This is a genomic window from Rhodococcus sp. IEGM 1372, assembly GCF_030056835.1.
Lineage (GTDB): Bacteria > Actinomycetota > Actinomycetes > Mycobacteriales > Mycobacteriaceae > Rhodococcoides.
The window spans coordinates 337156-358341 of the sequence record NZ_JASHKS010000003.1 but is presented as its reverse complement, the minus strand read 5'-3'; the positions used below and the strand labels follow the sequence as shown (position 1 = coordinate 358341).

Below are 21186 nucleotides of genomic sequence, written 5' to 3'. Positions count from 1 at the left end.
GATGTTCGAGTGCTGCGCTGGATAACTGCCGGAGAATCCCACGGACCCGCTCTCGTCGCCATTCTCGAAGGAATGGTCGCGGGAGTAGAGGTGACCTCGGACGACATTGCCTCTCAACTCGCTCGCCGTCGCCTCGGCTACGGCCGAGGTGCCCGCATGAAGTTCGAGGCCGACAAAGTGACCCTCACCGGCGGTGTCCGACACGGACGCACGATGGGTGGTCCGGTCGCGATCGAGGTCGGCAACACCGAGTGGCCCAAGTGGGAGCAGGTGATGTCGGCCGATCCCGTCGACGAGGCAGTGCTCGCGGATCTCGCGCGCAACTCCCCGTTGACGCGGCCGCGGCCCGGCCACGCCGACTTCTCCGGGATGCTCAAGTACGGCTTCGACGACGCTCGCCCGGTGCTCGAACGCGCCAGCGCGCGTGAGACAGCCGCCCGGGTCGCCATCGGCACCGTCGCCCGCCTGTTCCTGAAGCAGGCGTTCGGAGTGGATGTCGTCTCCCACGTGATCTCCATCGGGGCATCCGACCCCTATGTCGGACCGCCGCCCGCTGGCGCGGACCTCGACGCCATCGACGCATCTCCGGTGCGCGCCTTCGACAAGGCCGCCGAAGAATCGATGATCGCCGAGATCGAAGCAGCGAAGAAGGACGGTGACACCCTCGGCGGCGTCGTCGAGGTCGTGGTCCACGGTCTGCCCGTCGGGCTCGGGTCGTTCGTCTCCGGAGAACGCAAGCTCGACGCAAGACTCGCCGCGGCACTGATGGGAATCCAGGCCATCAAGGGGGTCGAGATCGGGGACGGCTTCGAGACCGCGCGTCGACGCGGAAGCGTCGCTCACGACGAGATCAAGCCCGGTCCGGACGGTGTGTTGCGCTCGACCAACCGGGCAGGCGGCATCGAGGGCGGTATGACCAACGGTGAGGCACTGCGAGTGCGGGCGGCGATGAAGCCCATCTCGACGGTTCCGCGCGCGTTGGCAACGGTCGACATGACGACCGGCGACGAGGCCGTGGCCATTCATCAGCGCTCGGATGTCTGCGCTGTTCCGGCTGCCGGTGTCGTGGCCGAGACGATGGTCGCCCTGGTCGTCGCGCAGGCAGCGTTGGAGAAGTTCGGTGGGGACTCGCTGGCGGAGACGACGAGCAACGTCGACCACTACGTGAAGGGCACCGCCGCCCGACCTCCACGATGACCCCGTACGCGGTCCTCGTCGGACCGCCGGGAGCAGGCAAGTCGACGATCGGTCGGCGGCTGGCACAGGCTCTCGACCTGGACCTGTTCGACACCGATGTGGCCATCGAGCGAGACACCGGTCGTACGATCGCCGATATCTTCTCGCACGACGGAGAGCCGGCCTTTCGGCAGATCGAGGAGCGGATAGTCGCGGGTGCTCTGGCCTCGCACGACGGGATCGTCTCCCTCGGTGGTGGTGCTGTGCTGTCGCCCGCGACCCGCGCCCTACTGTCCGGGCACACCGTGGTGTATCTGGAAATCAGTGTGGCCGAAGGGCTTCGGCGTACCGGTGCGAACACGGTTCGGCCGTTGCTCGCCGGTCCTGATCCGCGTGCGAAGTACCAGGAACTGATGCGCCATCGGCGACCTCTCTATCGATCGGTGGCCACGGTGCGCGTGCGTACCGACAGTCGCAGCCCCGCTCGGGTCGTGGGCCAGTTGGTGTCCAAGCTGACCGCCATCGCCCCTGTTCCCGGGCGCGGTGCGAACGAGAAAAACCCCCAGTAGATGAAGGTGATTCGATGACAGAGCCAGTGCGCGTCCAGGTCGAGACTGCCAACCCGTATCCGGTGATCATCGGCCGAGGTCTGTTGACGGATCTCGTCGACCAGCTCGCCGGAACGGCCACCGTGGCGATCTTCCACCAGCCTCCGCTGGCAGAGACCGCGGAAGCAGTGCGAGCGGCGTTGGCGGACAAGGGAATCGACGCTCATCGCATCGAGATTCCGGACGCCGAGGACGGCAAGGATCTGGCCGTGGCCGGGTTCTGCTGGGAGGTTCTCGGCCGAATCGGTCTCACTCGCAGCGACGCCATCGTCAGTCTGGGCGGCGGAGCGGCGACGGACCTGGCCGGATTCGTGGCCGCGACCTGGATGCGCGGAGTTCGTATCGTCCACGTCCCAACGACGCTGCTGGCCATGGTCGACGCGGCCGTGGGCGGCAAGACCGGCATCAACACCGATGCCGGCAAGAACCTCGTCGGCTCCTTCCACGAACCGGCCGCCGTGTTGATCGATCTGGCCACGCTCGAGACCGTCCCGAAGAACGAGATCGTCTCGGGCCTGGCCGAGGTGATCAAGACCGGTTTCATCGCCGATCCGAAGATTCTGGACATCATCGAAGCCGATCCTGCCGCGGCGCTGGATCCGACCGGCGACGTGCTACCGGAGTTGATTCGGCGCTCCGTCGAGGTCAAGGCGAAGGTCGTGGCGGCCGATCTGCGTGAGTCGAACCTGCGCGAGATTCTCAACTACGGGCACACGCTTGCGCACGCTATCGAGCGGCGGGAACAGTACCGCTGGCGTCACGGCGCCGCGGTGTCGGTCGGTCTGGTGTTCGCGGCCGAGCTGGGACGTCTGGCCGGACGCCTGGACGACGCCACTGCCGACCGCCACCGTTCGATTCTCGAATCGGTCGGCTTGCCGGTCACCTACGACGAGCACGCGTTCTCGGATCTGCTGAAGGGCATGCAGACGGACAAGAAGAACCGGGCCGGGTTGCTGCGGTTCGTGGTTCTGGACGGTCTGGCCAAGCCCGGCCGTCTCGAGGGGCCGGATCCGGCACTGCTCGTCGCCGCATTCTCCGCGGTCGGCCGCGAGGCCCCGGCCGCAGGTGGGTCGGCCATCATGTTGTGACGCCGTCGGCCCGTCTCGGGGCCTGACGACAACGGGCGGTGATCGACGCGTACAGCGTCGATCACCGCCCGTAGGTCGATGTAGGGGAGTCAGGAACCGTCGGCGCTGCCGTGGCGGCCGCGTTTGTCCAGCCGCGGCTTGCCGTCCGCGTCCACTGCCGAGAACACCTCGGTGTCGGCGTCGCCGTGCTCGGGAGCCCACTGCGTTTCGGTCCGAGTGGGTTCGGTCCGCGTCGCCTCTGCCTGACCCGAACGGTTCTCCTGGCCGGCGTTGACCAGCTGGCGGTCGTGCGCGCGTTCGGCGTCCGAGGTGGCCAACTTCTTCTTGGCCTCGCGGTTGACGATCTGTCGTCCCACGAACACCGCGACGCTCGCGCCGATGAAGATGGTGAGAATCGTGAACGCGGCTCCGGACGTGAGCTCGAAGACCAGACCGTTCTGACCCAGGCTGAAATCGACGAAGAAGTCGACGATCCAGCTCAGGAGACCACCGAGGAGTCCACCGACCACAGCGGCTTTGAGCCAGACCATGGTGAGGTCCTCGCCCTCCTCGGGGTCGGGATGCTTGCGCCGGTCGCGGATTCCATCGATGCCGGCCCACACGATGATGACGAGCAGCACGAGGGCGTATGCCACCCAGCGCAGTGCCGATCCGCTCAGCGGCCACATCGACACTGCTGCCCCCAGCAGCAGTCGAACGACGACGTTGACCAATCCCATACTTATGCCACGCACTGCCCACCCAGTCATGCGGCACAGCATATCCGCACGTCGAAGTTTGTGTGTCGGGGCCCACAAGTTCGACGAGCCGGTCGAGGGAGGGGGAGCCTGTGGGGCGACCGGTAATGTCGGGCTCATGCCTGCCGATTTCGGTGCCCGTCGTGGTGCCCTACGAGAACTGTTGGCCGCCGACGGACTCGATTCGATGCTGATCACCGATCTTCTCAACGTGCGATATCTGACTGGATTCACCGGGTCCAACGCCGCGCTACTGGTCTCGGTGGCCGATTCGGCCGGTGACGAGGATCGGACGGTCATCTGCACAGACGGTCGGTACGTCACCCAGGTGGCCGAGCAGGTGCCGGATCTTCGGGCCGAGATCGACCGGGCGTCGGCGATACACCTGCTTCGATCGGGCGTGTCGGGTAGCGGCGGCCGGATCGGTTTCGAGAGTCATGTGGTGACCGTCGACGCCCATCGCGCGTGGTCCGAGCTCGACGGTGCTGCGGAGTTGGTGCGTGCACCGGGTGTCGTGGAGTCGTTGCGCATGGTCAAGGACGAGTTCGAGGTGGGGTTGCTCCGGGACGCCTACCGCGCCGCCGACGAGGCCCTGGCTCGATTGATCGATGGGGGCGGTATCCGGGCAGGCCGGACCGAGCGTGAGGTCGCCCGCGAGCTGGAATCGGCGATGCTCGACCACGGTGCCGATGCCATCTCGTTCGAGACCATCGTTGCGGCGGGTGCCAACTCGGCGGTCCCGCACCACCGGCCCACCGATGCGGTGTTGGCCGACGGCGACTTCGTCAAGCTCGACTTCGGTGCACTCGTCGGCGGCTACCACTCGGACATGACTCGAACCTTCGTCATCGGCACTCCCGCGCAGTGGCAGCGCGATCTGTACGAGCTGGTGCAGCGGTCGCAGACTGCCGGTCGCGAAGCCCTGGCACCGGGAGTGACCACCGCCTCGGTCGACGCCGCGTCACGCTCGGTGATCGAGGACGCAGGGTACGGGGAGTACTTCCTCCACGGGCTCGGCCATGGCGTCGGCCTGGAAATCCACGAAGCGCCGGGAATCGCGAAGACGAGCACCGGTACACTGCTGAGCGGTGCAGCGGTCACCGTCGAGCCGGGTGTCTACTTCTCCGGTCGCGGCGGCGTTCGGATCGAGGACACACTCGTCGTTCGCGACGGGGGTCCGGAACTGCTCACCCTGACAAGCAAGGAACTCACGTCCGTCTAGCGCACGGGCGGGAGCGAATCCCGCACGTGACCGACGGCGCGTCACGCGCACAAACGATTGAGGAGACGCGAAGCAAGTGGCTTCCACCAGCGATTTCAAGAACGGACTGGTTCTCAACCTGGAGAACCAGCTGTGGTCGATCATCGAATTCCAGCACGTCAAGCCCGGTAAGGGACCCGCATTCGTGCGGACCAAGCTCAAGAACGTGCTCTCGGGCAAGGTCGTCGACAAGACGTTCAACGCCGGTGTGAAGGTCGAGACCGCAACGGTCGACCGCCGCGACATGACGTACCTCTACCACGACGGCAGCGACTACGTGTTCATGGACGCCGACACATACGACCAGCTCTCGATCGGTGAGGCCACCGTCGGTGACGGCGCACGCTTCCTGCTCGAGAACCTGCGCGTTCAGGTCGCCATGCACGAGGGCGTTCCGCTGTACGTCGAGCTCCCCGTCACCGTCGAGCTCGAGGTCAAGCACACCGATCCCGGCCTGCAGGGCGATCGCTCCACCGGCGGCACCAAGCCGGCGACCCTCGAGACCGGAGCCGAGATCTCGGTGCCGCTGTTCATCAACACCGGCGACAAGCTCAAGGTCGACTCACGTGACGGAAACTACCTCGGGCGTGTGAACTCCTAACGTGTCATCGAAGAAGTCGACATCCTCCGCCTCGCAGAACGGTGCTCCCGGTGCGAAGAAGCTGGGTGCGCGTCACAAGGCCCGCAAGCGGGCGGTGGATTTCTTGTTCGAGGCGGAGGCGCGCAACGTCGACCCGGTGAACCTGACCACCGAGCGCATCGAACTCGCACGCGGCGACGACACGATTGCTCCCGTCAGTGAATACACCTCGACCTTGGTCGAGGGCGTAGCCGAGAATCTCGATCGCCTCGACGGCGTGATCGCCGATCACCTCAAGGACTGGACGCTCACTCGTCTGCCTGCAGTGGACAGGGCCATCCTGCGCGTTGCGGTGTGGGAGTTGTTCCACGCCACCGACGTCCCACCGGTCGTCGCCGTCGACGAAGCCGTCGAGCTGGCCAAACAGCTGTCCACCGACGATTCGCCCGGCTTCGTCAACGGCGTGCTGGGTCAGATCGTCCTGGTCGCGCCCCAGGTACGCGCCGCGGCCGCGGCCGTCTCGAGTCGTACGCAGTCCGATGCGTCCGGTGAAGCGTCGGTCGACGCCGAGCAGTGAGCGCACGGTCGACGCACGTGTGACCGAACGCTCTGCGAGCCTGCTGGTCTCGGTTCGCAGAGCGTTGCTAGGCTCTACGCAGTTCTTGTCAGACATCCTTTAACGATCCGTCCAGAGAGGCGGAGAAGGAGGTCGTAGTTTGCCTGCGCCCGAAAGCTCGTCCGCGAACCCCGCCGTTCGCGAATTGCTGTCCTCGGCCGATGTGGGACGCACCATCTCCCGCATGGCCCATCAGATCATCGAGAAGACGGCCCTCGACGCCGCGGACTCGCCGCGGGTGGTGCTACTGGGTATCCCCACGCGTGGGACCACGCTGGCAGAACGACTCGCAGAACGTATCGAGGCATTTTCGGGCGTGCGGCCTCCGCTCGGGTCCCTCGACATCACTCTCTACCGCGACGATCTACGGAACAAGCCGCACCGACCACTCGAGCGCACCTCGGTGCCCACAGGCGGCGTCGACGACGCACTGGTCGTACTCGTCGACGACGTACTGTTCTCCGGGCGAACCGTACGGTCCGCGCTCGACGCACTGCGTGACCTCGGTCGCCCCCGTGCGGTGCAGCTGGCGGTCCTCATAGACCGCGGCCATCGCGAACTTCCGCTTCGTGCGGACTACGTCGGCAAGAACGTCCCCACAGCGCGCACCGAGGACGTGTCGGTGCTGCTCTCCGAACACGACGGCCGCGACGGCGTCAGCCTGTCCGAGGGAGGATCCGCTCGATGAAGCACTTGCTCTCGGTCGCCGACCTGACGGCCGAATCGGCCACCGAGATACTCGACGAAGCCGAACGATTCGAGCAGGCGCTTCTCGGCCGCGAGGTCAAGAAACTACCGACACTGCGCGGACGCACCATCATGACGGTGTTCTTCGAGAACTCGACGCGCACCCGCGTCTCGTTCGAGGTCGCAGGCAAGTGGATGAGCGCCGATGTCATCAACGTCAGCGCCAGCAGCTCGTCGGTGTCGAAGGGGGAGTCGCTCCGCGACACCGCGATGACGTTGCGCGCTGCCGGTGCCGACGCCCTCATCGTCCGACACCCGGCATCGGGTGCTGCACACCAGATCGCCCAGTGGACCGCCGATCAAGGAGCCGGCCTCGACGGTGGTTCCGCGGGCTCCACTCCTGGAGGGGGTCCTGCGGTGATCAATGCCGGCGACGGTACGCACGAACACCCCACCCAGGCCCTGCTCGACGCCTTGACGGTTCGGCAACGACTCGGCGACATCGCCGGCCGTCGGGTGGCGATCGTCGGCGACATCCTGCACAGCCGGGTGGCGCGCTCGAATGCGATCCTGCTGGCCAAGCTCGGTGCCGAGGTGGTGCTGATCGCACCACCGACCCTGCTGCCCGTCGGAGTGACCGGCTGGCCGGTGCGGGTCTCGCACGACATCGACGCCGAACTGCCCGGTCTGGACGCGGTGCTGATGCTCAGAGTGCAGGCCGAGCGAATGAACGGCGGGTTCTTCCCCTCCGCTCGTGAGTACTCGATCACATACGGGCTCTCGCAGCGCCGGCTCGACCTGCTGCCCGAGCACGCCGTCGTCCTGCACCCGGGCCCGATGCTTCGCGGTATGGAGATCGCGTCCTCGGTGGCCGATTCTCCGAAAACTGCAGTCCTGCAACAGGTTACGAATGGAGTTCACGTGCGGATGGCGGTGCTGTTCCGATTGCTGGTCGGTTCGGACGGGGGTGCGTCGTGAACGCACCTGCGACCTCCGTCCTACTCCGCGGCGTGCTGCTGTTCGGCGAGGGCCCCGAAACCGACGTTCTGATCACCGGCGAAGAGATCGCCGGAATCGGTTCGGACCTCGACGCCGACGGTGCCGAAGTGGTCGATGCCCGCGGCCAGATTCTGCTGCCCGGATTCGTCGACATGCACACGCACCTGCGCGAGCCCGGCCGCGAGGACACCGAAACGATCGAATCCGGTTCGGCAGCAGCGGCTCTCGGCGGCTACACCGCGGTGTTCGCGATGGCGAACACCGATCCGGTTGCCGACTCGGTGGTGGTCACCGATCACGTCTGGCGTCGGGGACAGGAAGTCGGCCTCGTCGACGTCCACCCGGTCGGTGCGATCACCGTCGGTCTGAAGGGCAAGCAGCTCGCCGAGATGGCCACGATGGCAGCGGGAATCGGCCGGGTGAAGATGTTCTCGGACGACGGCCACTGCGTCGACGATCCACTGATCATGCGTCGGGCGTTGGAGTATTCCAGTTCGCTCGGTGTTCTCATCGCTCAGCACGCCGAGGAGCCCAGGCTCACCGTCGGTGCCGTCGCACACGAGGGGCCCACCGCGGCGCGGCTCGGACTGGCCGGTTGGCCACGCGCGGCCGAGGAATCGATCGTCGCTCGCGACGCCCTGCTCGCCCGAGACGCGGGTGCACGGGTGCACATCTGCCATGCGTCCACCGCGGGCACCGTCGAGTTGATGAAGTGGGCTCGTGGACAGGGCATTTCGATCACTGCCGAGGTCACCCCGCATCATCTGTTGCTGGACGATTCGCGTCTGGAAACGTACGACGCGATCAACAAAGTGAATCCACCACTGCGCGAGAAGTCCGATGTCGACGCCCTCCGTCGAGGGCTCGCGGACGGTGTGATCGATTGTGTGGCAACCGATCATGCTCCGCATGCCGAACAGGACAAGTGCTGTGAGTTCTCGATAGCCCGTCCCGGGATGCTCGGGCTGGAAACCGCACTGTCCATCGTCGTCGACACGATGGTGACTCCTGGACTGCTCGATTGGCGCGGCGTGGCGCGGGTGATGAGCGAGCGTCCCGCCCAGATCGTCGGATTGGCCGATCAGGGACGGCCCATCGAGGTCGGCGAGATCGCCAACCTCACGCTGGTGGACCCGAATGCGAGTTGGACCGTCTCGGGCAAGAAGCTGGCCAGCGTCGCGCACAACACGCCGTTCGAGGACATGACCTTCTCCTCGAGGGTGACCACGACCGTGTTGCGCGGACGAATCACCGTCCGCGACGGCGCAGTAGCAAACAGAGGTTCAGTGGCGAACAGGGCAGGGGAGTAGAGCCGTGGACAGAGTTCTCATCGTCATCGGGTTCATCCTGTTCTGGGCGCTGATGATCGCGCTGATCTTCTGGGGTTGGCGAGGACGGCAGAAGCGCCAGGAAGAGCGAATCGGTGACTTCCCCGCCGTGCCCGAGAACCTGGGTGCCACTCACATCGAGCCCAGCACCGGCCTGTACGTCGGCAGCACCATCGCGCCGAGCTGGCAGGACCGCATCGCCGTCGGCGACATCGGCCACCGCGCCACCGGTGAACTGTCGCGATACGAGAAGGGCATTCTGCTCGATCGAGACGGTGAATCTCCCATCTGGATTCCGGCGGAATCGATCCGCGCGATTCGCACCGAACGCGGGTTGGCGGGCAAGGTCATGACCAAGGACGGGCTCCTGGTCATTCGCTGGGAGCTCCCGACGGGGACCGAGATAGACACCGGCTTCCGGGCCGACGACAAGCAGATCTACCCGGTGTGGACAGCGAGTTCCACCGGAGAAACCAAGGAGGAAACCGCGTGAGCAGCGCAGTTCTTGTTCTGGAGGACGGCCGGACATTCCGCGGCACCACTTTCGGCGCACAGGGGCGCACCCTCGGGGAGGCCGTGTTCTGCACCGGAATGACCGGGTACCAGGAGACCCTCACCGACCCGAGCTATCACCGACAGATCGTCGTCGCGACCGCGCCGCAGATCGGTAACACCGGCTGGAACCAAGAGGACGGTGAAGCCGCCAGCGCCCAGGATCCGAACAAGATCTGGGTCGCCGGCTACGTCGTGCGAGATCCGGCGCGCCGCACCTCGAGTTGGCGCTCGACCGGAACTCTGCAGGATCAGCTCGAGGCCCAGAACGTGGTGGGCATCGCCGGAATCGACACACGCGCCCTGGTACGGCACCTGCGCACCCGCGGCTCGATGCGAGCGGGAGTGTTCTCCGGCGACGCGCTCGGCACCTCGGAGGAGATGCTAGAGCAGGTGGTCGGTCAGCCGTCCATGCTCGGTGCCGACCTCGCCGGTGAAGTGACCACCGGAGCCGGCTACACCATCGAGCCGTCCGGTGATGCTCGGTTCACCGTCGTCGCAGTCGATCTCGGTATCAAGACCAACACTCCGCGGATGTTCGCCGAGCGCGGTATCCGCGTGCACGTGGTGCCGTCGAACACCACCATCGAGCAGGTTCTGGAACTGAACCCGGACGGTGTCTTCCTCTCCAACGGACCGGGCGACCCGGCCACGGCGGACACCAGCGTCGCGTTGACCAGGCAGGTACTCGAACGTGAGCTGCCGCTGTTCGGTATCTGCTTCGGAAATCAGATCTTCGGGCGGGCACTGGGCCGTGGCACCTACAAGATGAAGTTCGGACACCGCGGCATCAACATCCCGGTCATCGAGCACACCACCGGACGCATCGCGATCACCGCGCAGAACCACGGATTCGCACTCGAGGGCGAAGCGGGCGAGGAGTTCGACACCGACTTCGGCCGCGCCCGGATCAGCCACACCTGCGCCAACGACGGCACCGTCGAAGGCGTCGAACTGATCAGTGGAAGCGCCTTCTCCGTGCAGTACCACCCCGAGGCCGCGGCCGGTCCACACGACGCCGCCTACCTCTTCGACCGTTTCACCAGCGTCCTTCAGGAGAAGAAGTAATGCCACGCCGCACAGACCTGAACCACGTCCTGGTCATCGGATCCGGCCCGATCGTCATCGGTCAGGCCTGTGAGTTCGACTACTCCGGCACCCAGGCCTGCCGAGTGCTGCGCGAGGAGGGACTGCGCGTCAGCCTCGTCAACTCCAACCCCGCGACGATCATGACCGACCCCGAGTTCGCCGACGCCACCTACGTCGAGCCGATCACCGCGGAATTCATCGAGAAGATCTTCGCCCGCGAGGCCGATCAGGGTCACCCCATCCAGGCCGTGCTCGCCACGCTCGGTGGGCAGACAGCACTCAATGCCGCTGTCGCACTGCACGATCAGGGCATTCTCACCAAGTACGGCGTCGAGCTGATCGGTGCCGACTTCGACGCCATCCAGCGCGGCGAGGATCGCCAGAAGTTCAAGGACATCGTGGCCAAGGTCGGTGGCGAATCCGCCAAGTCGGCCGTCTGCTACACGATGGACGAGGTCCGTGCGACCGTTGCCGAGCTCGGCTTCCCGGTTGTCGTCCGGCCGTCGTTCACGATGGGTGGTCTGGGTTCGGGACTGGCATACAACGACGAGGATCTGACCCGGATCGCCGGCGGCGGGCTGGCCGCCTCGCCCACGGCGAACGTCCTCATCGAGGAGTCCATCCTCGGCTGGAAGGAATACGAGCTCGAGCTCATGCGCGACGGCCGCGACAATGTGGTCATCGTGTGCTCCATCGAGAACGTGGACCCAGTTGGCGTGCACACCGGCGACTCGGTGACCGTCGCCCCGGCCATGACGCTGACCGACCGCGAGTACCAGAAGATGCGCGACCTCTCCATCGACATCCTGCGTGAGGTGGGCGTCGACACCGGTGGCTGCAACATCCAGTTCGCGATGGATCCTGCGGACGGCCGCCTCGTCGTCATCGAGATGAACCCCCGCGTGTCGCGCTCGTCGGCACTGGCATCGAAGGCAACCGGTTACCCGATCGCGAAGATGGCCGCCAAGCTGGCCATCGGCTACACCCTCGACGAGATCGTCAACGACATCACCCGCGAGACCCCGGCCTGCTTCGAGCCGACCCTGGACTACGTGGTCGTCAAGGCACCGCGGTTCGCGTTCGAGAAGTTCCCCGGTGCCGACGGCACGCTGACCACGACGATGAAGTCCGTCGGTGAGGCGATGTCCATCGGCCGCAACTTCACCGAGGCATTCGGCAAGGTGATGCGCTCGCTCGAAACCAAGCGCGCGGGGTACTGGACCGGCCCCGAGGTCGAGGCCGAGAGCCTCGACGCTCTGCTGAAGGACCTGTCCGTTCCTCAGGACGGTCGGATGTACGGGATCGAGAAGGCCTTCGCGATGGGCGCCACCCTCGAGCAGCTCTTCGAGGCCACCAAGATCGACCCCTGGTTCCTCGATCAGTTCCAGCAGATCCACGAACTCGGCGTCCAGGTCCGCGAGGCGGCCGAATTCGACGAGGCGCTGCTGCGTCAGGCGAAGTACCACGGACTGTCCGACCGCCAGATCGCCGCTCTGCGTCCCGAACTCGGCGGTGAGGACGGTGTGCGTGCGCTGCGTACCGAGCTCGGTGTGCATCCGGTCTACAAGACGGTCGACACCTGCGCCGCAGAGTTCGAGGCCAAGACGCCTTACCACTACGGCACCTACGAACTCGACCCCGACGCCGAATCCGAGGTGGCCCCGCAGCCGGACCGCCCCAAGGTGCTCATCCTGGGCTCGGGTCCCAACCGCATCGGTCAGGGCATCGAATTCGACTACAGCTGTGTGCACGCGGCGCAGACACTGTCTGAGGCCGGGTACGAGACGGTGATGGTCAACTGCAACCCGGAAACCGTCTCCACCGACTACGACACCGCCGACCGCCTGTACTTCGAGCCACTGACCTTCGAGGACGTCCTCGAGGTGTACCGGGCCGAGGCCGCGTCGGGCACGGTGCGGGGCGTCATCGTCCAGCTCGGCGGTCAGACCCCGCTCGGACTGGCCAAGCGACTGAAGGCCGCGGGTGTCCCGATCGTCGGAACGTCGCCCGAGGCCATCGATCTCGCCGAGGACCGGGGCGAGTTCGGCAAGGTGCTCGACGCAGCCGGATTGCCGGCAGCGAAGTACGGCACAGCAACGACGTTCGACGGAGCCCGTGAGATCGCCGCCGGAATCGGTTACCCGGTGCTGGTGCGCCCGTCCTACGTGCTCGGCGGACGCGGCATGGAGATCGTGTACGACGAGGCATCGCTGGCCACGTACATCTCCAACGCGACGGAGATCTCGGACGACCGTCCGGTGCTGGTCGACCGGTTCCTCGAAGACGCAGTCGAAATCGACGTCGACGCACTGTGCGACGGCACCGAGGTCTACATCGGCGGCATCATGGAACACATCGAGGAGGCCGGTATCCACTCCGGCGACTCGGCCTGTGCGTTGCCGCCGATCACGCTGGGCAAGACCGACATCGAGAACGTCCGACGGTCCACCGAGGCGCTCGCGAAGGGCATCGGCGTACGCGGTCTGCTCAACGTGCAGTACGCACTCAAGGACGACATCCTGTACGTCCTCGAAGCCAATCCTCGCGCGAGCCGCACGGTTCCGTTCGTGTCCAAGGCGACGGCAGTGCAGCTCGCGAAGGCCTGCGCTCGCGTCATGCTCGGGGAGAGCATCGCCGAACTCCGGACCGCGGGAATCCTGCCCGAGACCGGAGACGGTGGCACCGTCCCGGCCGGATCCCCGATCGCCGTCAAGGAAGCGGTGTTGCCCTTCAACCGGTTCCGCCGCGCGGACGGGACCGGAGTGGACACCTTGCTGAGCCCGGAGATGAAGTCCACCGGTGAGGTGATGGGAATCGACTTCGATTTCGGTACCGCGTTCGCCAAGAGTCAGACTGCCGCGTACGGCTCGTTGCCTGCGGGTGGCGCGGTGTTCGTATCGGTGGCCAACAAGGACAAGCGATCACTGATCTTCCCGGTGAAGCGACTGGCGGATCTGGGCTTCACGATCTTGGCGACCGAAGGAACCGCAGATGTGTTGCGGCGCAACGGAATCAAATGCGAGCAGGTCTACAAGCAGTCCGGTGAGGACGTGCCCGCAGGGGAGCGGACCATCGTCGACCGGATTCTCGCCGGTGACATCGCCATGGTGATCAACACCCCGTACGGCAACTCCGGCCCCCGCGTCGACGGGTACGAGATCCGCAGCGCGGCAGTGGCGCAGAACATTCCGTGCATCACCACGGTGCAGGGTGCATCGGCAGCGGTGCAGGGCATCGAAGCCGGCATCGCCGGAGGAATCGGTGTTCGCTCGTTGCAGGACCTGCACGCCGGTCTGAAGCAGGGGCTGGGAGTGGAGTGAGCCATCACACCTGGTCGGATCGGTTGCGCGCCGCGGTTGCGGCCCGTGGTCGACTGTGCGTCGGAATCGATCCGCACCCGGCGCTGCTCGCGGCGTGGGACCTGCCTCGCTCGGCGGACGGTCTCGAGGTGTTCGCCGAGCTGTGCGTCGAGGCGTACGTCGGCGAGGTGGCCATCGTCAAGCCTCAGGTGGCGTTCTTCGAGGCGTACGGATCTGCCGGGTATGCGGTGCTCGAACGCACTGTGAGTGTTCTTCGGGATGCGGGCACCCTGGTGATCTCCGATGCGAAGCGCGGCGACATCGGAACCACGATGGATGCGTACGCGCAGGCCTGGCTGGAACCCGATTCTCCGTTGTCCTCGGATGCAGTGACGGTGTCGCCGTACCTGGGCTTCGATTCACTGGGGGATACCGTCGATCGAGCGGTGCGACACCGGCGCGGTCTGTTCGTGCTGGCTCGGACCTCGAATGCGGAGGGCTCGGCCCTGCAGCAGGCGGCGACCTCGGACGGCGAGTCGGTGGCTCAGTCGATCGTCGACGCGGCGGGGAAGCGCAACCGCGTCGACGCCGACACGGTGGGCTTGGTCGTCGGTGCCACTCGTGATCACGGTCTCGACCTGTCGAACTACACCGGACCCATCCTCGCGCCGGGTCTGGGAGCGCAGGGAGCAACGGTTGCAGATCTTGCGGAGATCTTCCGCGATTCGCGTGAGCTGTTGCTTCCCAACTCCTCTCGGGGTGTCCTGGCGGCAGGCCCGTCGGTGACGGCATTGCGCGACGCAGCGACGCGGTTGCGCGACGAGATCGAAGCCGGTCTCGCATAGTCGACGCTGCCGCGCTCCGGCATTCGGGGGCGGGTTAGCGGTGAGCGGCAGTCGTCGGTACGGTCGCTAGCGCTGCCGACGAACAGTGCGGATCGCCGGTGCGGAGCGCCGATGAACGTCGTCCGTGGCAGTGGAACATCGATGGTCGACGTGCCGACAGTGATCGTGCACGTCGTATCGCCCAGAACGAGAAGACGGAGGAACCGACAGTGGCCCTTCCCCAGTTGACGCCCGAGCAGCGTGCCGCTGCCCTCGAGAAGGCAGCGATCGCCAGGAAGGCGCGCGCCGAGCTCAAGGAGCGCCTCAAGCGCGGCGGCACCGATCTCAAGCAGGTGCTCACAGATGCCGAGACGGACGAGATTCTCGGAAAGATGAAGGTCTCCGCGTTGCTCGAGGCCCTGCCGAAGGTGGGCAAGGTCAAGGCCGCGGAGCTGATGACGGAATTGGAGATCGCGCCCACCCGTCGACTGCGCGGTCTCGGAGATCGGCAGCGCAAGGCGCTGTTGACGAAGTTCGATTTCGAGGCCTGACGACGGTGAGTGACACTGCGGCGACATCGGTCCCGGAGATCGAGCGCGGCCGGTTGGTGGTGTTGTCCGGCCCCTCCGGCGTCGGCAAGTCCAGTGTCGTTCGGCTCGTGCGTGCTGCGCTGCCCGAGTTGGTGTTCAGCGTGTCGGTCACGACGCGAGCACCGCGGCCCGGTGAGGTGGACGGTCAGGATTACCACTTCGTGTCGGCCGATGAGTTCGATCGGATGATCGCCGACGACGAGTTGCTCGAGTGGGCGAGCATTCACGGAGGTCTGCAGCGGTCGGGGACTCCGGCCGCACCGGTGGAGGCCGCGCTGGAGGCGGGTAGCCCAGTGTTGCTCGAGCTCGATCTGGCCGGTGCCCGTGCCGTGCGGGTGTCCAAGCCCGAGGCGATGCTGGTGTTCATGGCTCCACCGACGTGGGACGACCTCGTCTCTCGTCTGGTCGGGCGCGCGACCGAGGAGAGCGCGGCCACCGCCCGGAGATTGGAGACCGCACGGGTGGAACTGGCCGCACAGGACGAGTTCGACACGGTGGTTGTCAATACCGATGTCGACCATTCGTGCGAACAGTTGGTATCCTTGTTGGTCGGTAGGTCGTCGGTCGGCAACAGCTGACCATTTTCACGGCGCACGAGGCCCCGACCAGCTAGTTCGTAGCACCAACGATGCAATTTCAGGAGATCATCAGTGAGCAGCATTTCAGCGGCCGTTTCCGACTTCGACGGACGCAGCGCTCTGCCGGCCTACGACACGCCGCTCGGCATCACCAATCCGCCCATCGACGAGCTGCTCGCCCGCACCTCGTCCAAGTACGCCCTCGTGATCTACGCAGCCAAGCGTGCCCGCCAGATCAACGACTACTACAACCAGCTCGGTGACGGCATCCTCGAGTACGTGGGACCGCTGGTCGAGCCGGGTCTGCAGGAGAAGCCGCTGTCGATCGCTCTCCGCGAGATCCACGCAGACCTGCTCGAGCACACCGAAGGCGAATAAGAACCTCACAGAGGACATCTGACTTGCACGTTGTCGTCGGAGTCGGCGGAGGTATCGCCGCCTACAAGAGTTGTTCGCTCATCCGCAGTTTCACCGAGAGCGGGCACCAGGTCCGGGTGATCCCGACCGCATCCGCCCTGGAGTTCGTCGGGCGCGCGACATTCGAGGCGTTGTCCGGCCAACCGGTACACACCGGCGTCTTCGCGGACGTGCCAGAGGTCCCGCATGTGCGACTGGGTCAGGAGGCAGACCTCGTCGTCGTCGCCCCCGCCACCGCGGACCTCATGGCCCGCATCGCCGGGGGACGTGCGGACGATCTTCTGACGGCCACCCTGCTCACGGCGCGGTGCCCGGTGGTCCTGGCCCCGGCGATGCACACCGAGATGTGGGAGCACCCCGCGACGGTCGCCAACGTCGGGACCCTTCGTTCTCGCGGAACACACGTGATCGAACCGGCATCGGGGCGTCTGACCGGGCGAGACACCGGGTCGGGTCGGCTACCGGAGCCGGACGAGATCTTCGCGCTCTCCATGCTGGTGACCGAGCGAGGGGATGCGCTCCCTCGAGATCTCGAAGGACGCCGTGTTCTGGTCTCTGCCGGGGGCACTCGCGAGCCTCTCGATCCGGTTCGTTTTCTGGGCAACCGAAGCTCGGGCAAGCAGGGATATGCGCTTGCGCGAGTGGCAGCGCAACGCGGAGCCCAGGTGACGTTGGTCGCCGGGTACACCAGCGACCTCGACGCCCCGGCCGCGGTCGAGGTGGTGCACGTCAAGACGGCGTCGGACATGCAGGAGGCCGTTCGCAAACTTGCCGTCGGTGTCGACGCCGTGGTGATGGCGGCCGCGGTCGCCGACTTCCGCCCCGAATCCATCGCGGGCAGCAAGATCAAGAAGGGGGCCGACGAACCGTCGTCGATCCCGCTGGTCCGCAACGACGACATACTCGCCGGCCTCGTATCGGCTCGCCGCGACGGTGAGCTCGAACCGTCGACGGTCATCGTCGGATTCGCCGCCGAGACCGGGGACGCGAACGGAGACGTGCTGACGTACGCGCGGGCCAAGCTCGAACGCAAGGGCTGCGACCTGCTCGTGGTCAACGCCGTCGGGGACGGCAAGGCGTTCGAGGTCGACCACAACGACGGCTGGCTGCTCGGTTCCGACGGTTCCGAAGCGGCGCTCGGCGAGGGCTCGAAAGCACTCCTCGCGAGCCGCGTGCTGGATTCTGTGGCGCAGATGCTCGATGCGCGGAGTACTCGACCGAGGTCGAATTCGTGACGATGCCGAGAGTGCACGATCGATGTCGTACCGGCTACCGTGCTGGGCACCACGTGTAGTGCCGTAGAGGTTTGCGCGGCTCCGGCAGGGGCGATAACACCGAAGGAACGTCAATTTTCGTGGAGTGCCCGACCGGCGCGAGGCGTCGGGTCGGGCAGGAACATGCGTCGAGAGGAAGTCCGTGAGCAAGTCCGGTAGTCGGCTTTTCACCAGCGAGTCCGTCACAGAGGGTCACCCCGACAAGATCTGTGACGCCATCAGCGATTCCATTCTCGATGCTCTGCTGACGGAGGATCCGCGTGCCCGTGTGGCCGTGGAGACTCTGGTCACGACCGGCCAGGTGCATGTCGCGGGTGAGGTCAACACCACCGCATACGCCGACATCCCCAAGATCGTGCGCGAGAAGGTGCTCGAGATCGGGTACGACTCGTCGGCCAAGGGGTTCGACGGAAATTCGTGCGGTGTCAACGTCGCGATCGGCGCGCAGTCTCCCGAGATCGCTCAGGGCGTCGATCACTCGCACGAGGCCCGAGTCGAGGGACTGTCCGACGACGAGATCGACCGTCAGGGCGCGGGGGATCAGGGGTTGATGTTCGGCTACGCCAACACCGACACCCCCGAGCTGATGCCGCTGCCGATCGCGTTGGCGCACCGGCTCTCTCGGCGACTGACCGAGGTCCGCAAGAGCGGAGTGCTGCCGTACCTGCGTCCGGACGGCAAGACGCAGGTGACGATCGAATACGACGGTGACAATGCCGTTCGCCTCGACACCGTCGTGATCTCGACTCAGCACGCAGCCGACATCGATCTCGACAACCTGCTCACCCCCGACATTCGGGAGAAGGTGCTGGGCTCGGTGCTCGCCGAGTTGGACGTGCCGACACTGGACACGTCCAACGTGCGTCTGTTGGTCAATCCCACCGGAAAGTTCGTCCTCGGTGGACCGATGGGCGACGCCGGACTGACCGGCCGCAAGATCATCGTCGACACCTACGGCGGCATGGCACGGCACGGTGGCGGTGCGTTCTCCGGCAAGGACCCGTCCAAGGTGGACCGCAGTGCTGCGTACGCGATGCGCTGGGTCGCGAAGAACGCTGTTGCTGCCGGTCTCGCCGATCGCATCGAGGTCCAGGTGGCGTACGCCATCGGCAAGGCGGCACCGGTCGGGTTGTTCGTCGAGACGTTCGGCACCGAGAAGACCGATCCCGCGCGCATTCAGGCGGCGATCAGCGAGGTGTTCGACCTGCGTCCCGGTGCCATCATTCGTGATCTGGACCTGCTGCGACCGATCTACGCGCCCACCGCGGCGTACGGTCACTTCGGCCGCACCGACATCGATCTTCCGTGGGAGTCCACCGACCGCGCCGGCAAGCTCCGGGAGGCTGCCGGACTCTGAGTTCGGTTTCGACCGTTCTGCACGTACCCTGCTCGCACCGACTCGGTGCTCCGACATCGAGTGTGGGGTGAGAATCGAGGAGGAGGTGCGGTGGCGGGCGTAGCGCGGGTGGCGGCGTCGGATCTCCCGATCGCGCGCATTCTTCCGATGTTGCCGCTGCCGCATCTCGACCGCGAGTTCGACTACCTCGTGCCCGAAGAGGTGAGCAATGATGCTCAGCCGGGTGTCCGAGTTCGGGTGCGGTTCGCGGGCCGGCTGGTCGACGGTTTCGTGCTGGCCAGACTGGCCGAGACCGAGCATTCCGGCAAGCTCGGCTGGCTCGATCGGGTGGTGTCCGCGGAGCAGGTTCTGACTCCGGAGATCGCTGAACTGGCCGCGGCGGTGGCCGATCGATACGCCGGGACCAGGGCGGACGTGCTGCGGCTGGCGATCCCGGCTCGCCACGCCCGAGTCGAGGCGGAACAGACACCCGCCGTCGAGCCCCCGGCCGAGCCGGACATCGACCGGGCAGCCTGGTCGGCCTACACCCACGGCTCGAACTTCCTCGAGGCGTTGGCGTCGGGACGCGTACCGCGCGCGGTATGGCAGGCGTTGCCCGGTGAGCTGTGGCCGATGCGGTTGGCGGAGGCCGCCGCCGTGACCGTGGCCGGCGGTCGGTCTGCGGTGGTCGTGGTGCCCGATCAGCGAGACCTCGATCGTCTGGAGACGGCCTGTACGGCTCTGCTCGGTGCCGACCGGGTGGTGGCGCTGTCGGCCGGTTTGGGCCCGGCGAAGCGGTATCGGCAATGGTTGCGTGGTCTGCGATCGGGCCCGGTCGTCGTGGTGGGGACACGAAGCGCCGTGTTCGCTCCGGTGTTTACTCTCGGCATGATCGCCATCTGGGACGACGGTGACGACAGTTTCGCCGAGCCCCGTTCGCCGTATCCGCATGCCCGAGAAGTGGCGTTGCTGCGAGCGCACGTCTCCGCAGCCGCGGTGGTCATCGGCGGACATGCGCGGACTGCGGAGGCGGAAGCTCTCGTGGATTCCGGTTGGGCACACGACCTGGTGGCTCCACGTGAGCTTGTCCGTGAGCGTCAACCCCACGTGGTGGCCTTGGCCGACTCGGACCATGCGCTCGCGCGGGATCCGGCAGCCCGTGTCGCCCGGTTGCCCGCGATCGCGTTCGAGGCGGCGCGGGCCGCGCTGAAGGCCGATTCGCCTGTGCTGGTTCAGGTTCCGCGCGGGGGCTATGTGCCGTCACTGGCGTGCGCGAAGTGTCGACATCCGGCTCGGTGTCGCCGGTGCAACGGTCCGTTGGCGCTGCCGTCGGCCCCGGGGAGCGACGGAGCAGGGAGTCCGACGTGCTCGTGGTGCGGCATCGCAGACACCGCGCATCGGTGCACGGTATGCGGATCGCGCAACCTGCGTGCGGTCGTGATCGGCGCGGGCCGCACCGCCGAGGAACTCGGACGGGCATTTCCCGGTGTACCGGTTCACAACTCGGGAGGCGCCGCCGTGCTCGACGCCGTCCGACCCGGTGCCGGTCTCGTCGTGTCCACCGTCGGTGCCGAGCCGACGGTCGACGGTGGATACGGTGCGGCTCTCTTGCTGGACGGCTGGGCCCTGCTCGGCCGGGCAGACCTGCGCGCGGCCGAGGAGACACTGCGTCGGTGGATGACCGCCGCCGCTTTGGTTCGGCCGGGCACGGCAGGCGGCCGAGTGGTCGTCGTCGCCGAGTCCGAGATACCCACTGTGCAGGCACTGGTTCGCTGGGACCCGCTGTGGCACGCCAGAAGTCAGTTGGACGAACGAGTGGAGGTACGGTTCCCGCCCGCCGTGCACGTTGCGGCCGTCGACGGAACCACCGATGCGATCTCCGCGCTGGTCGAGAGCGCAGATCTGCCCGAGTCGGTGGAAATACTCGGTCCGGTCGATCTGCCGGACGGCCAACGGGCACCGGCGGGCGGTGGTGAGGACGCACGTCCCGGTGATGTGCAGCGGTTGTTGATACGCGTGCCGCGCAGCACCGGGGCGGCGTTGGCGCGGGCACTGGCCACCGCGCAGGCATCGCGCAGTGCCAAGAAACTCGGCGGCGGAGTGCGGGTCCAGATAGACCCGATTCGAATCGGCTGATTCCGCCGTCC

20 protein-coding genes are annotated in these 21186 nt (G+C 66.3%); 19 read left to right on the top strand and 1 reads right to left on the bottom strand.

The annotated features are described in order from the left end of the window. Positions 1 to 9: 9 nt before the first annotated feature. Genes aroC through aroB form a run of 3 tightly spaced genes read left to right on the top strand, consistent with a single transcriptional unit; the run spans position 10 to position 2872 of the window. Positions 10 to 1197 carry a chorismate synthase gene (gene aroC, locus QM590_RS06115; RefSeq protein WP_094641913.1) on the top strand — a complete coding sequence of 396 codons (1188 nt, stop codon included), beginning with the start codon at positions 10 to 12 and terminating at the stop codon, positions 1195 to 1197. Continuing rightward, the gene (locus QM590_RS06110; RefSeq protein ID WP_269594174.1) at positions 1194 to 1745 is read left to right on the top strand and encodes a shikimate kinase; all 552 of its coding nucleotides are present in this window, start codon (positions 1194 to 1196) and stop codon (positions 1743 to 1745) included. Before aroC ends, QM590_RS06110 begins: the two co-directional genes overlap by 4 nt. A 14-nt stretch (positions 1746 to 1759) precedes the next feature. Next, positions 1760 to 2872, top strand: coding sequence for a 3-dehydroquinate synthase (gene aroB / locus QM590_RS06105; protein WP_094641909.1), 1113 nt, complete (start codon positions 1760 to 1762; stop codon positions 2870 to 2872). Positions 2873 to 2961: 89 nt separating this feature from the next. On the opposite strand, the gene QM590_RS06100 is transcribed toward aroB, so the two are convergent. Continuing rightward, positions 2962 to 3621, bottom strand: coding sequence for a B-4DMT family transporter (locus tag QM590_RS06100; RefSeq protein WP_269594173.1), 660 nt, complete (start codon positions 3619 to 3621; stop codon positions 2962 to 2964). A gap of 106 nt (positions 3622 to 3727) precedes the next feature. On the opposite strand from QM590_RS06100, the gene QM590_RS06095 reads away from it, so the two are divergent. From QM590_RS06095 to QM590_RS06020, 16 genes are all read left to right on the top strand, one after another. After that, entirely contained in the window at positions 3728 to 4831 is a 1104-nt protein-coding gene (locus tag QM590_RS06095) for a M24 family metallopeptidase (RefSeq protein WP_269594172.1), read from the top strand. Between the two features lie 76 nt (positions 4832 to 4907). After that, positions 4908 to 5471 (top strand): elongation factor P, encoded by a 564-nt coding sequence (gene efp / locus QM590_RS06090; RefSeq protein ID WP_027496978.1) that lies wholly within the window; start codon positions 4908 to 4910, stop codon positions 5469 to 5471. Between the two features lies 1 nt (position 5472). Then, positions 5473 to 6027, top strand: a complete 555-nt coding sequence (nusB, locus tag QM590_RS06085; protein ID WP_149405846.1) for a transcription antitermination factor NusB — start codon at positions 5473 to 5475, stop codon at positions 6025 to 6027. A gap of 139 nt (positions 6028 to 6166) precedes the next feature. Next, the gene (gene pyrR / locus QM590_RS06080; RefSeq protein ID WP_094641904.1) at positions 6167 to 6754 is read left to right on the top strand and encodes a bifunctional pyr operon transcriptional regulator/uracil phosphoribosyltransferase PyrR; all 588 of its coding nucleotides are present in this window, start codon (positions 6167 to 6169) and stop codon (positions 6752 to 6754) included. Beyond that, positions 6751 to 7731, top strand: a complete 981-nt coding sequence (locus tag QM590_RS06075; protein WP_269594171.1) for an aspartate carbamoyltransferase catalytic subunit — start codon at positions 6751 to 6753, stop codon at positions 7729 to 7731. The genes pyrR and QM590_RS06075 overlap by 4 nt, the downstream gene beginning before the upstream one ends. After that, positions 7728 to 9062 carry a dihydroorotase gene (locus tag QM590_RS06070; protein ID WP_269594170.1) on the top strand — a complete coding sequence of 445 codons (1335 nt, stop codon included), beginning with the start codon at positions 7728 to 7730 and terminating at the stop codon, positions 9060 to 9062. Before QM590_RS06075 ends, QM590_RS06070 begins: the two co-directional genes overlap by 4 nt. 4 nt (positions 9063 to 9066) lie before the next feature. Continuing rightward, the gene (locus QM590_RS06065) at positions 9067 to 9573 is read left to right on the top strand and encodes a PH-like domain-containing protein (RefSeq protein WP_269594169.1); all 507 of its coding nucleotides are present in this window, start codon (positions 9067 to 9069) and stop codon (positions 9571 to 9573) included. Beyond that, complete coding sequence (gene carA, locus QM590_RS06060) at positions 9570 to 10700, top strand: glutamine-hydrolyzing carbamoyl-phosphate synthase small subunit (RefSeq protein ID WP_269594168.1); 1131 nt, start codon at positions 9570 to 9572, stop codon at positions 10698 to 10700. Before QM590_RS06065 ends, carA begins: the two co-directional genes overlap by 4 nt. Then, entirely contained in the window at positions 10700 to 14041 is a 3342-nt protein-coding gene (gene carB / locus QM590_RS06055; RefSeq protein ID WP_269594167.1) for a carbamoyl-phosphate synthase large subunit, read from the top strand. Before carA ends, carB begins: the two co-directional genes overlap by 1 nt. Then, positions 14038 to 14865 (top strand): orotidine-5'-phosphate decarboxylase, encoded by an 828-nt coding sequence (gene pyrF, locus QM590_RS06050; protein WP_269594166.1) that lies wholly within the window; start codon positions 14038 to 14040, stop codon positions 14863 to 14865. Before carB ends, pyrF begins: the two co-directional genes overlap by 4 nt. A gap of 209 nt (positions 14866 to 15074) precedes the next feature. Next, entirely contained in the window at positions 15075 to 15395 is a 321-nt protein-coding gene (gene mihF / locus QM590_RS06045) for an integration host factor, actinobacterial type (RefSeq protein ID WP_008716579.1), read from the top strand. Positions 15396 to 15400: 5 nt separating this feature from the next. Continuing rightward, the gene (gmk, locus tag QM590_RS06040; protein WP_269594165.1) at positions 15401 to 16012 is read left to right on the top strand and encodes a guanylate kinase; all 612 of its coding nucleotides are present in this window, start codon (positions 15401 to 15403) and stop codon (positions 16010 to 16012) included. Positions 16013 to 16084: 72 nt separating this feature from the next. Further along, positions 16085 to 16390, top strand: coding sequence for a DNA-directed RNA polymerase subunit omega (rpoZ, locus tag QM590_RS06035; RefSeq protein ID WP_032377808.1), 306 nt, complete (start codon positions 16085 to 16087; stop codon positions 16388 to 16390). Next, entirely contained in the window at positions 16387 to 17664 is a 1278-nt protein-coding gene (gene coaBC, locus QM590_RS06030) for a bifunctional phosphopantothenoylcysteine decarboxylase/phosphopantothenate--cysteine ligase CoaBC (RefSeq protein ID WP_502941866.1), read from the top strand. The genes rpoZ and coaBC overlap by 4 nt, the downstream gene beginning before the upstream one ends. A gap of 181 nt (positions 17665 to 17845) precedes the next feature. Beyond that, complete coding sequence (gene metK, locus QM590_RS06025) at positions 17846 to 19060, top strand: methionine adenosyltransferase (protein WP_037189390.1); 1215 nt, start codon at positions 17846 to 17848, stop codon at positions 19058 to 19060. Between the two features lie 147 nt (positions 19061 to 19207). Then, a complete protein-coding gene (locus QM590_RS06020) occupies positions 19208 to 21175 on the top strand; it encodes a primosomal protein N' (RefSeq protein ID WP_269594240.1) in 1968 nt (655 codons plus the stop codon). The last annotated feature ends 11 nt before the right edge of the window (positions 21176 to 21186 follow it).